This is a genomic window from Parasphingomonas puruogangriensis, assembly GCF_036663635.1.
Lineage (GTDB): Bacteria > Pseudomonadota > Alphaproteobacteria > Sphingomonadales > Sphingomonadaceae > Sphingomonas.
Genome location: NZ_JAXOJI010000007.1, coordinates 150,701 through 162,682, shown reverse-complemented (window position 1 = coordinate 162,682; position 11,982 = coordinate 150,701). Strand labels below are relative to the sequence as shown.

Genomic DNA, 11,982 nt, shown 5'->3' with positions numbered 1-11,982 from the left:
GCATGGCCGATCCAAATCCTGCGCGCGAGACGCTGACCTTACCCTACGGCGCGGCGGCGATCGCCGATGCGGCGCGGGTGATCGCCAGCGGCGGCTGCGTCGCGGTGCCGACCGAAACGGTGTACGGGCTGGCGGCGGACGCCACCGAGTCGGCGGCGGTGGCGGGGATCTATGCGGCCAAGGGCCGGCCGAGCTTCAACCCGCTGATCGTGCATGTGCTGGATCTGGCGGCGGCCGAGCGCATTGCTGTGTTTGACGACGCAGCGTCGCGGCTGGCGGCGGCCTTTTGGCCGGGGCCGCTGACGTTGGTGCTGCCGGTGCGGGGCGATGCGGGAATTGCGTCGCTGGTCACGGCAGGCTTGGATACGGTAGCGCTCCGCGTGCCGGCGCACCGCGCGATGCGCGCGCTGCTGGAAGCAAGCGGCGTGCCGCTGGCGGCGCCCTCCGCTAACGCCAGTGGCGGAATCAGCCCGACGCGCGCGGCGCATGTCGTGGCGAGCCTCCATGGGCGGATACCGCTGGTAATCGATGACGGGGCGACCGAGGCCGGGGTTGAGTCGACGATCGTTTCCACCGTCCGCGGGGTGCAGATTTTGCGCGAGGGGCCGATCACCGCGGAAGCGATCGATACGCTGTTCTCCCGCGAAAGTGGGAGCCCAGGGTCACCAGGGCTGCGCACCGTTACCCTGGACTCCCGCGTTCACGGGAGAACGGTGACCGCGCCCGGGCAGCTCGACAGCCATTACGCACCAAGCAAGCCGCTGCGCCTTAACGCCAGCGACGCGCAGGCCGACGAATGGCTGATCGGTTTCGGCCCCATCACCGGCGACGCCACGCTCTCGGCCACGGGCGACCTGACCGAAGCCGCCGCCAACCTGTTCGACGCGCTCCATCGCGCCGACGCCAGCGACCGCGCCACGCTCGCCATCGCCCCGATTCCCCACCGCAATATCGGTGCCGCCATCAACGACCGCCTGCGCCGCGCCGCGCATAGATAGTTTCACGCGAAGGCGCAAAGGGACTAGGACGCGAAGCACTTCAATATCTTCGCGCCTTTGTTCTTCGCGCCTTCGCGTGAACCAATTCTTCTCATCCACCGGTAGCGCCGGATAAGTAGCGCTGATAGGCGGAACGCCGAGGGAGCAGCACATGCGCGACATGACGGTGATGGTGACGGGCGGGGCCGGATATATCGGCAGCCATGCAGTGCTGGCGCTGCTCGATTCAGGCTATAAGGTCGTGGTGATCGACAATTTGGTAACCGGCTTCGCCTGGGCGGTCGACCAGCGCGCGACGCTGGTCGAATGCGCGATTGAGGATGCCCAAGTGCGCGACGTGATCCGCGACCATCAGGTACAGGCGATCATGCATTTCGCCGGATCGGTGGTGGTGCCAGAATCGGTCAGCGATCCGCTCAAATATTATCGCAACAATACCGCCGCCAGCCGGTCCCTGATCGAAAGTGCCGTGGCCGAAGCCGTGCCGCACTTCATCTTCTCCTCGACCGCCGCAACCTATGGCACGCCGGATACCGAGAAAGTGTCCGAGACCAGCCCGACCGTACCGATCAACCCGTACGGCATGTCCAAGCTGATGACCGAGGCGATGCTGCGTGACGTGGCCGCAGCGCACCCGATCAATTATGCGGCGCTGCGTTATTTCAACGTCGCCGGCGCCGACCCAGAGGGCCGCAGCGGGCAATCCACCACCGGCGCGACGCATCTGATCAAGGTCGCGGTCGAGGCGGCGACCGGCAAGCGTGATTCGGTCGCCATCTTCGGCACCGATTTCGATACGCCGGACGGCTCCGGGGTGCGCGATTACATCCATGTTAGCGATCTCGCCGCCGCGCATGTCGGCGCGCTCGAGCTGCTGGTCGCCGAGCCCAGCAAGAGCCACACGCTCAACGCGGGCTATGGCCGCGGTTTCTCGGTCAACGAGGTGCTCGATGCGGTCGATCGGGTTACCAACATGGCAGTGGTGCGCCAGCCGCAAGGCCGGCGGCCGGGCGATCCGGCGGCGCTGATTTCCGACAATGCGGCGATCCTGCGCACGCTCGACTGGACGCCGCAGCGCGCCGATCTCGATCTGATCGTCACCGATGCGCTGGCATGGGAACGCAAGCTTGGCGAGCGGGCCCCGGAGCGTGAGCGCCCCGACACATGAGCGACACGCTCGCGCCGCGCTCCACCCGCTTGGCGGTATTGATCCCGTTCGCCATCGTTACCGTGATCTGGGGCTCGACCTGGCTGGTGATCAAGGACCAGTTGGGCGTGGTGCCCCCAAGCTGGTCGGTGACCTATCGCTTCCTCGTCGCCGGCGTGACGATGCTGGGCTATGCCGCGTTCAAGCGCGAGAAGCTCAGCGTCGATGCGCGCGGCTGGGGCTTTGCCGCCGCGCTGGCGCTGGCGCAGTTCTGCCTCAACTTCAATTTCGTCTATCGCGCCGAAAGCTATGTCACGTCCGGCCTGGTCGCCGTCGTCTTCGCGCTGTTGCTCGTGCCCAACGCGATCCTGGCGCGCATTTTCCTGGGGCAGAAGATGGGCGCGCAATTGCTCCTTGGATCTGCGGTGGCGATGGCCGGCGTGGGGTTGCTGTTCCTGCACGAGGCGCGCGTCAGCGGCAGCGGATCGCACGCCGTGCTGATCGGTATCGGCATCACCTTGCTCGCGGTCTGCTCTGCCTCGAGCGCCAATATCATGCAGGGCACGCAGGCGGCCAAACGCTATCCGATGGCAACGATGCTAGGCTTCTCGATGCTGATCGGCGCGGGCTTCGACGGCGTGGTGGCCTTCACGCTGACCGGCCCGCCGGTGTTCGAGTTACGCGCAGCCTATATCCTCGGCGTACTGTATCTCGGCGTGTTCGCCTCGGCGATCGCCTTCACCTTGTATTTCGGGCTGATCCGCGTGATCGGGCCAGCCAAGGCGGCCTATTCGGGCGTGCTCACGCCGGTGATCGCGATGGTGCTGTCGACCTTGTTCGAAGGCTATCGCTGGTCGCTGCTGGCGGGCGTCGGCGCGGCGCTGGCGATGGCCGGGCTGGTCATCGCGCTCAGGGCGCGCAGGCCCAATCGGTAATCGGGGTAAAGCGGCTGCCAGCCGAGCACGCGCTTGGCCTTGAGATTCGAAACGCGCCGGTTCTCGGCGTAGAAAGCGCGCGCCATCGGGCTCAGCGTGTCGAGGCCGACGAAGGGCGGCGGCTGCCGGCCCAGCAGGTGCGCGGCGAAGGCGATGACCTCGTTCTGGCCGCACGGTGCGTCGTCGGACAGATTATAGGCGCCCGACGGGGCGGTGCGCGCGGCGAGCACGCCGGCGACGATGTCATCGACATGCACGCGGCTGAACACCTGTTCCGCTAGATCGACACGATGCGCCCGGCCCTCGGCGACGCGATCGAGCGCCGAGCGGCCCGGACCGTAAATGCCCGGCAGCCGGAACACGCGCGCGCCGAGCGTGAGCCACGCGCCGTCCGCTGCCGCGCGTGCGCCGCGCCGGCCGCGGATCGGGGCGTTTTCATCGACCCAGGCGCCGGCGGCGTCGCCATAGACACCGGTCGAGGAAAGGTAGCCGAGCCAGGCGCGGGATGTGGCGAGGTAGGCGCCGTAGCTGGCCAATACGGGGTCTTGATCATTGGCGGGCGGCACGGAGGACAGGATGTGCGTGGCCAGCGCCATTTCGCGGGTGACGGCGGCGCTGTCAGCGAAGGCGAGCGTGCCGTCGCGGCCGTCCCGGCTGGTGCCCGTAACGTGCCAGCGCTCGGCAGTGAGCGCGGCGGCGATGCGCTCGGCGGTGTAGCCGAGGCCGAAGATCAGCAGGCGAGACATTTGCTCTCCCTACCCCGAGCATCCCCGTCACCCCAGCGAAAGCTGGGGTCTCGTGCGGCTCCTGTTCCACATCGGCCGCTTGAGATCCCAGCTTTCGCTGGGATGACGGTATTGGCTACCTTCCCGCGATCGGCCCCGGCATCACCACCGTGGCACCCGGCACATGATCCTTCTTCCACTGCATCGAGCGCCGAACGCGGTTTTCGCCCGAGGGGTGATCGAAGAACAATATCTCCTCCACCGGCCCGGGCGAGATCTTGCGATATTCCGACAGCCGCATCGCCACCTTGGCGAAGCCATCCGGCTCGCGCGCCGCATCGAGCCCGAAAATGTCCGCCTCGGTCTCGTGATGGCGAATGATCGAGTTCAGCACCGGCGTCAGCACCAGCACGCCCAGCCCGGCGAGCAGCAGCAGCACCGGCGTTGCCGCGGGATCGGCGACGTCGCGCACGCCCCAGCGCGGGTTGCGCGCGATCAGTGCCGGCGCCAGCCGGCTGACCACGAAGAATAGCAGCAGGAACACGAGCGTGAAGGAGAGGATCAGCTTCCAGATGTGGTTGAGCACATAATGACCCATCTCATGACCCATCACCGCGACGACCTCGGCCGGTGCGGTGCGCTCGAGCAGATTGTCGTTGAGCGTGATGCGGATCGTCGGCCCGACCCCCGAGACATTGGCGGAGATGCGCTTGGTCTGGCGCGACGCATCCGAGACATAGATATGCTCGGCCGGGATCTGGTTGGCGGCGGCGATAGCAACGATGCGGTCGCGGATCGGCCCGGCGGGCAGCTCGGTATAGGTGTTGAACAAGGGCGCGATGAACACCGGCGCGATCAACGCGCGGAACAGCACCACCCCCGCCATCACGCCGGTGCCGATCAGCCACCAGCCGCGGCGGAAGTGACGGATCACCCAGAACATCAGCATGAACAGCAACGCATTGACGATCAGGCCGATGCCGAACGCCTTGGCCGCATCGATCGCCCAGGCAGCGAAGCTCTGGTTCATCAGGCCGTATTGATACTCGCGCACGAACTCTTCGTAGATCGACCACGGCAAGGCCAGCACCGTGATCAGCGCGACGAACGGCAGCGCATAGATTGCCGGGACCAGCCAGCGCTTCCTGGTCTTACGCTCCGCCCAGGTGCGCAGGCGCTGCGACACGCCGGTGTATAGCAGCGCAAGATAGATCAGGCTGGAGACCAGCGTGCTCCACAACGGCAGCCAATAGCCGCCTTCGAAATAAGCGTCAGATTTCGCCCGCGCCGGGCCTTGCAGCAGATCGAGATAGGCGCGCGTTGCGGCCTCAACATCGAAGCCCGGATTGGCGGCATGCGCCATGCCGGGCAATGTCGCCGCCAGTATCACGCCCGCCCACACCGCTTTGCGCATCGCCGTCTCCCCAAACCCAACCGGCCATAGGGGACATGAAACACTATTTTGCGCCATAACCTTTGTAGAGCAGGCCGAAGAAATCGCCCTTGTTCCAGCGCGGTCGTTCGTCCGCGTCGGCGATGGCACGGGCAATGGCGTAATTGGCGTCGACGAAGCGGATGCCCTGCGCCCAATCGAGCGACGGTTGCTGCGCCAGATCGTCCGACGGCTGGTGATAATGTTTGCCGAGGAAATCGGCATAGGCCGCTTTGCCGGCGCCGGCCTGACCGGGCCACAGGAACACCGATGGCACGCCCTGCTGGACGAAGCGGTAATGATCCGAGCGCACGAAAAAGCCCTGCGCCGGATCGGGATCGGGGCCCATCTTGACGCCCAACGTGGCGACCGCCTTGGCCACCAGCGGACCGAGCGTCGAACGGTCGGCGCCGTAGACGGTCATGTCCTGAAAGGCGAAGGTCAGGATCGGCATGTCGAGATTGACGTCGGCGACGATCGACGCCAGCGGCACGGTCGGGTGGTGCGCGAAGTAATCCGCGCCGACCAGGCCCTTTTCCTCGGCGGTGACGGCAAGGAACATGATCGTGCGGCGTGGCGGCTTGCCGCTGGTTTTGAAGCGCTTGGCCTCTTCGATCAGGCTGGCGATGCCGACGGCATTGTCCTCGGCGCCGTTATAGATCGTGTCACCGCTAGCATCGGGCTTGCCGACGCCGAGATGGTCGAGATGCGCGGACAGCACGACGACCTGCTTGCCGAGCGCGGGATCGCTGCCCGGGATGATGCCGACGACGTTGCTGCTCTGCGCCGGCTCGAAGGTCGAGCGCAAGGCGACGGCCAGGCTGCCGGGCAGCAGCTCGGCCTTGAAGCGCGTTTCGCTATTGCCGGACTGTTTGAGCACTTGCGACCAGGAGGTCTTGCTCCCTTCGAACAGTTTCGCCGCGCCGGCGGGGCTGAGCGTGCCGAGATTGGGCACGCTGTCCGCTTTGCCGGTGCCGTCGGGCTTGGCCCAGGTGGTGCGGGCGCGGTCCCAGCCGGCGGCGAACTTGGCGAAGCCCGCCGCGTCGGTGCGGTCGATGGTCAGCGTGCCCAGCGCGCCATGCTCGGCGGCGATCGCCTGCTTGGCGCTGCTGCTGGAAAAATGCGCGCGTTCCTCACTTTGCAAACTGTCCGGCGCACCGGCGAAATAGACCACGATCTTGCCGCGCACATCGACGCCGGCATAATCATTGCGGCCCGCCTGCGGCGAAACGATGCCATAGCCCACGAAGACGATACCGGCGTCGAGCGACGTCACGCGTGCGGCGGGATCGGCGGCGGGGGCATAATCCTCGCCTAACAGCAGGCGGAGCGGCGGGCGGCCGGCACGCGTCAGCACGAAATTACCGCGATCGGCAGCGCGATACGTGGTCAGCGGCACTTGCTGCAGATAGCCGCCCTGGTCACCTGCCGGGCGCAGCCCCGCGGCGTAGAATTGCGCCGCGACATATTGTGCGGCGATATCATATTCCGGGCTGCCCGCCTCGCGCCCGCGCATCGCATCGGAGGCGAGAAACATGACATGTGCCTTCATCGCTGCCTGATCGTCCGGCAAGGGTGCGGTAACGATCGCGTTGATCGCCTTCAGGTCGCGCGGCCGAACGGTCGGCGCATCCTCGGCCAGCGCGGCGCCCGCCATCATCGCCAATGCCGCAGCGCCCAAGAAACGAAGCATTACAAGTCCTTTACGCGTCCAAGCGCGTGTTTGCGCGGTAGCATGGACATTAGCGCGCGCAAGCGGCGTGATTCCGATGACAGGACGGCGCCGCATCCCTACATCTGGCCTATGCTCGACGTTCAGGCCATCGCCCACCCGCCCCTTTCCCCGCACGTCATCCGGCGCGAGGATTATACCCCGCCGGATTGGCAGGTGCCGGAGATCGCCCTGGATTTCGCATTGGACGCGGCATCCACGCTGGTCCGGGCGACGCTCAACGTGGTGCGCAGCAGCGCGCACGACCGCCCGCTGGTGCTCGACGGCGCCGGGCAGACGCCGCTGTCGGTCAAGGTCGACGGCGTGGCGATCAACGATTGGTGGCTGAAGGATGGCGGGCTGGTCATTCCGCTCGGCGGCACGGCCCATGTCGTCGAGACCGAAGTGGAGATCGCGCCCGAACGCAACACGCAGTTGATGGGCCTGTACGCCTCAGGCGGCAACCTCTGCACGCAGTGCGAGGCGGAGGGCTTTCGCCGCATCACCTTCTTCCCCGATCGCCCCGACGTGCTCAGCGTCTACAAAGTCCATATGGTGGCGGACGAGGCACGCTATCCCGTGCTGCTCGCCAATGGCGATCCGATCGCCTCGGGCACGCTGCCGGACGGCCGGCACTGGGCCGACTGGCACGATCCGTTCCCCAAACCCTCGTACCTGTTCGCGCTAGTTGCAGGCGATCTCGTCGCCAATCGCGCGACCTTCACCACCATGTCGGGCCGCGACGTGGCGCTCGGCATCTGGGTGCGCGCCGCCGATCTCCGCAAGACCGAACATGCGCTGGCCGCCTTGCAGACCTCGATGGCGTGGGACGAGCGCGTCTATGGCCGCGAATATGATCTCGACGTGTTCAACATCGTCGCGGTGGACGATTTCAACTTCGGCGCGATGGAGAATAAGGGGCTGAACATCTTCAACAGCCGCTACATCCTGGCCGATGCCGACACCGCGACCGATTACGATTTCGACGCCATCGCCGCGGTCGTGGCGCACGAATATTTCCACAATTGGTCGGGCAACCGCATCACTTGCCGGGACTGGTTCCAGCTGAGCCTCAAGGAAGGCTTCACCGTGTTCCGCGATCAAGGCTTTTCCGCCGATCAGGGCAGCGCCGCGGTCAAGCGCATCGAGGACGTGCGGGGCTTGCGCGCGGCGCAATTCCCCGAGGATGCCGGGCCGCTGGCGCACCCGATCCGGCCGGACGAATATCAGGAGATCTCCAACTTCTACACCGCGACGATCTACAACAAGGGCGCCGAGGTGATCCGCATGATCGCCACGATCCTCGGGCCACAGCGCTTCCGCGCCGGCACCGATCTGTATTTCGAACGCTTCGACGGCACCGCTGCGACGTGCGAGGATTTCGTTGCCAGCATGGAGGCGGGCAGCGGCGTGGACCTGGCGCAATTCCGGCTGTGGTACTCTCAAGCCGGCACGCCGCGAGTCACCGCCAGTCTGGCGCACGATGCTGGCAGCGACCGCGCCACGCTGACCTTGTCACAGCGTACCCCGCCGACACCGGGCCAGCCGACCAAGCAGCCGATGGTCCTGCCGCTCAAGCTCAAACTGTTCGGTGCCAATACCGCACAAACGCTCGCCGCGGAGCAATTGGTGTTGCTCGACCAACCATCCGAGCGGATCGTGTTCGAGGGCATAAGCGAACGCCCGGTACTGTCGATCAACCGCGGCTTTTCCGCGCCCGTCGTGGTCGAGACCGACCGTAGCGCGGCCGATCTCGCCTTTCTGAGCGCGCATGACGACGATCCGTTCGCGCGCTACGAGGCGATGCAGCAGCTCATGCTCGACACCTTGGTGGAAAGCGCCGCCAACGGCGCGGCCGATCATCAGGCGGTGATCGCCGCGATCGCCAATACGCTGGACGATGCCACGCTCGATCCGGCGTTCGTGGCGGAAGTCGTGTTGCTGCCGTCCGACGCGTTCATCGGCGATCAGATGGCGCGCGTCGATCCCGAAGCGATTTTCCGCGCGCGGGAGGCGTTGCGCCGCGATGTCGGGCGCAGCCTCGATACCCGCTGGCGCGCCGCCTATGACGCAACGCAGGCGGACACGTTCGAATATTCGCCGGCGGCGAAGGGCTTGCGGCGGCTGAAAACGGTGGCGTTGGGCTATATCGCGGCCAGCGGGGCAGCGGACGCGGCAGGGTTGGCCTTCGCGCAGTTCGACCGCGCCGACAATATGACCGACCGCCAGGGTGCGCTGGCCACGCTTGTCGCCGGCGATTCGCCGCAACGCGTCGCCGCGCTCGACATCTTCTACAATCGCTACAGCGACAATGCGCTGGTGCTCGACAAATGGTTCCAGGCGCAGGCCTTGAGCGCGCGCGACGACACATTGGCGATGGTCGAGGAGCTCGCGCGGCACCGTGACTTCACGCTGGCCAACCCCAACCGCGCGCGGGCGTTGATCGGCGCGTTCAGTGTCAACCAGCGCGCGTTCAATGCGGCCGATGGTGCGGGTTATCGCTTCGTCGCCGATCAGTTGATCGCGCTCGATCGGCTCAACCCGCAGACCGCGGCGAAAATGATCCCGCCGCTCGGCCGCTGGCGTCGCTTCGATAAAGCGCGGGCGGCGCTGATGTGCGGCGAACTGGAGCGGATCGTGGCCACGCCGGGGCTATCGAGGGATATGTTCGAACAGGCGTCGAAGAGTTTGGCTGGCTAGGTCGGGCCGCGCGGCGCCCTTGTCCTCCTCTCCCCGAAAGGGAGGGAAGCTAGAGTTGGGCGCTAATCCCGAGCATCCGCGCCAGTTCCAGCGCGTTGGCCAGCGCAAAGCCCGCGGTCGTATTGTCGTAGATCGTCCAGCTCTCACCCGGCGAGGCGCGCGCCGCGGTGGCGTGGTCGGCGATCGCGGCGGCGTCATATTCCGAGCGATACATCTGCGGCGAGCCGTGCAGGCGCGTATAGTGCAACCCCCGCCAGCCGCCCGGCTGCGCCGCGCCCGGGACCTTGGCAGGATCGGCGGCGACGCGGGCGATGCGATGCGCGACCAATAGCGCGTCCGCCGCCGCGTCGAACCAGCTGGCATGGCGGGGCTCGCACACGATCGTGCCGCCGAGCATGGCGCTGGCCTGGGTGAAGAACGCCGCCGCCACGTCCGCATCGAAGATCAGGCTCGGCGCCAGTTGCACCAATATCGGCCCACGCTTGGCACCCAGCCCGGCAATCTCCCCGGCGAAGCGCGCCATGACCTCTTGACCGCCGACCAGCCGGAGCTCGTGCGTGATCGTCTTGGGTAGTTTGACCGAGAAGCGGAAGTCGGCCGGCACGCTTGCCGCCCAGCGTTCATAGGTGCTGCGCCGGTGTGGGCGATAGAAGCTGCTGTTGATCTCGGCCGCGTTGAGCCGCGTGGCATAGCGTTCGAGCTGGCTGCCGCTGACCGGAAACGCTGCGCGGGAGGGCGCTGGGATCGACCAGCCCGCCGTGCCGATGCGGGCCGCGCTAGAAAAGACGGCCACCATTGGGCACGGGCGCGCTTGACGAGACCAAAACGACCTTGCCCTCGGCATCGGGGAAACCCAGCGTCAGCACTTCGGACATCATCGGCCCGATCTGGCGCGGCGGGAAATTGACCACGGCGGCGACCTGGCGGCCGGGCAAATCCTCCAGCGCATAATGTTCGGTGATCTGCGCCGACGAGCGCTTCACGCCGATCACCGGCCCGAAATCGATCACCAGCTTGACCGCCGGCTTGCGTGCCTCGGGAAAAGGCAACGCTTCGAGGATCGTGCCGATGCGGATATCGACTTTCAGGAAGTCGTCGAAGCCGATCGTCTGCGCCGCGGCGGCGGCGGCATCGTGGGTGACATGCATCAGAAATTCACGTCGTCATAATGCGGCGGCGGCGAGATGCCTTCCATCCGCTCGGACAGAAGCGGCCGGAAGCCCGGCCGGCTCTTCATCCCGGCATACCAGCGCGCGGTTTCCTCGTGATTCTTCCAATCGATCCCGCCGAGATAATCGGTCACCGAAATCTGCGCGGCAGCGGCGAGATCGGCCAGGCTCATCGTCGTGCCACCGATCCAATTGTGGTGGCCGAGCAGATAATCGGTATAATCCAGATGCCGCACCGCCGCTTTCATCGCCTCGCGCAGCGCCTTCGAATCAGGCGATTCCTTGGTCACCAGCCGCTTGATCATGCGTTCGTGCATCAATGGCGCGGTGATATCGGCATAGAATTGCGTGTCGAACCAGGCGACCAGCCGGCGGATTTCGGCGCGATTCTGCGCCGTGCCGCTGATCATCTGCGCCTTGTCGACCGTTTCCTCGAGATATTCGCAGATCGCCATCGAATCGATCAGCAGGATCTTGCGGCCCTGATCGACCATCAGCGGGACCTGCCCCGCCGGGTTCATGTCGAGAAATTCGTCGCGCCGCTCCCACGGCGATTCGCGCTTCAGCTCATAGCCGACGCCCTTTTCGCCGAGCAGCAGGCGGACCTTGCGCGAGAACGGGCAGAGCGGAAATTGATGAAGTTGCCACATGCGAGTCTGTTAGGCGAAGGTGCCGGGGGCCGATAGGGTCACCGCGCGTAAATCAGCGCTATTGATCGTCGGGCGATGCGTTGCTGGCGGCATTCAAGGCGCCGGACGTCATGGCGATCAGGCCGCGCAGACGTTCGGCCGTGGCGGCGAGTTCTTTCTGCATCGCGGCGGCATCGCGCGCGGTGCGGCGGGCCAACGCCACCGCGCCCCGCGTGCGGTCCTGCAAATGGCGGTCGAAGGCGGGATCGTCGCGGCGGGCAAGGTCGCGCAGCGTGTCGTCCGGGCGGACCTTGTCGGTATAATGCGCTAGCGGGCCGACACGGGTGTCGAGGATCGCACCGGCGAAGGCATCGAGGACCGTGGCCACACTGGCCTGCACCTGCGGATCGGCGAGCGCCTGCGCGACCTGATCGACCGTGGGGGCGGTACGCTCGTGCGCCGCAGCGGGCGCCGCAACGGCCACGGCCGCGATGAAAGTCGCTAAGGAAATCAGTCGCATGATACGCCGTCCGATC

At 66.2% G+C, this 11,982-nt stretch carries 11 protein-coding genes; 4 read left to right on the top strand and 7 right to left on the bottom strand.

Annotation, left to right across the window (positions count from 1 at the left end; all coding sequences use genetic code 11):
• The first annotated feature begins 2 nt into the window (after positions 1-2).
• From U1739_RS16485 to U1739_RS16475, 3 genes are all read left to right on the top strand, one after another.
• On the top strand, positions 3-998 hold the full coding sequence (locus U1739_RS16485) for an L-threonylcarbamoyladenylate synthase (protein WP_332709665.1): 996 nt from the start codon (positions 3-5) through the stop codon (positions 996-998).
• 151 nt (positions 999-1,149) lie between these two features.
• A complete protein-coding gene (gene galE, locus U1739_RS16480) occupies positions 1,150-2,166 on the top strand; it encodes a UDP-glucose 4-epimerase GalE (protein WP_332709664.1) in 1,017 nt (338 codons plus the stop codon).
• Positions 2,163-3,080 (top strand): DMT family transporter, encoded by a 918-nt coding sequence (locus U1739_RS16475; RefSeq protein WP_332709663.1) that lies wholly within the window; start codon positions 2,163-2,165, stop codon positions 3,078-3,080. Before galE ends, U1739_RS16475 begins: the two co-directional genes overlap by 4 nt.
• On the opposite strand, the gene U1739_RS16470 is transcribed toward U1739_RS16475, so the two are convergent.
• The 3 genes from U1739_RS16470 to U1739_RS16460 all read right to left on the bottom strand — a co-directional run bounded on the left by U1739_RS16470 (position 2,990) and on the right by U1739_RS16460 (position 6,930).
• Positions 2,990-3,826 (bottom strand): Rossmann-fold NAD(P)-binding domain-containing protein, encoded by an 837-nt coding sequence (locus U1739_RS16470; RefSeq protein WP_332709662.1) that lies wholly within the window; start codon positions 3,824-3,826, stop codon positions 2,990-2,992. The two genes, U1739_RS16475 and U1739_RS16470, sit on opposite strands and share 91 nt — an antisense overlap.
• Before the next feature lie 115 nt (positions 3,827-3,941).
• Positions 3,942-5,219, bottom strand: a complete 1,278-nt coding sequence (locus U1739_RS16465) for a M48 family metalloprotease (protein WP_332709661.1) — start codon at positions 5,217-5,219, stop codon at positions 3,942-3,944.
• Between the two features lie 43 nt (positions 5,220-5,262).
• Positions 5,263-6,930 (bottom strand): M28 family peptidase, encoded by a 1,668-nt coding sequence (locus U1739_RS16460; RefSeq protein WP_332709660.1) that lies wholly within the window; start codon positions 6,928-6,930, stop codon positions 5,263-5,265.
• A 111-nt stretch (positions 6,931-7,041) separates the two neighbouring features.
• Here U1739_RS16460 and pepN point away from each other — a divergent pair, with 111 nt between their 5' ends.
• A complete protein-coding gene (pepN, locus tag U1739_RS16455) occupies positions 7,042-9,648 on the top strand; it encodes an aminopeptidase N (RefSeq protein ID WP_332709659.1) in 2,607 nt (868 codons plus the stop codon).
• A 49-nt stretch (positions 9,649-9,697) separates the two neighbouring features.
• On the opposite strand, the gene U1739_RS16450 is transcribed toward pepN, so the two are convergent.
• From U1739_RS16450 to U1739_RS16435, 4 genes are read right to left on the bottom strand one after another with little or no spacing between them, the layout of a single operon-like run.
• Positions 9,698-10,444 carry a DUF72 domain-containing protein gene (locus U1739_RS16450; protein ID WP_332709658.1) on the bottom strand — a complete coding sequence of 249 codons (747 nt, stop codon included), beginning with the start codon at positions 10,442-10,444 and terminating at the stop codon, positions 9,698-9,700.
• Entirely contained in the window at positions 10,425-10,796 is a 372-nt protein-coding gene (locus tag U1739_RS16445) for a tRNA-binding protein (RefSeq protein ID WP_332709657.1), read from the bottom strand. The genes U1739_RS16450 and U1739_RS16445 overlap by 20 nt, the downstream gene beginning before the upstream one ends.
• On the bottom strand, positions 10,796-11,467 hold the full coding sequence (locus U1739_RS16440) for a glutathione S-transferase family protein (protein ID WP_332709656.1): 672 nt from the start codon (positions 11,465-11,467) through the stop codon (positions 10,796-10,798). The genes U1739_RS16445 and U1739_RS16440 overlap by 1 nt, the downstream gene beginning before the upstream one ends.
• Positions 11,468-11,525: 58 nt before the next feature.
• Complete coding sequence (locus tag U1739_RS16435; protein WP_332709655.1) at positions 11,526-11,966, bottom strand: hypothetical protein; 441 nt, start codon at positions 11,964-11,966, stop codon at positions 11,526-11,528.
• Positions 11,967-11,982 lie beyond the last annotated feature (16 nt).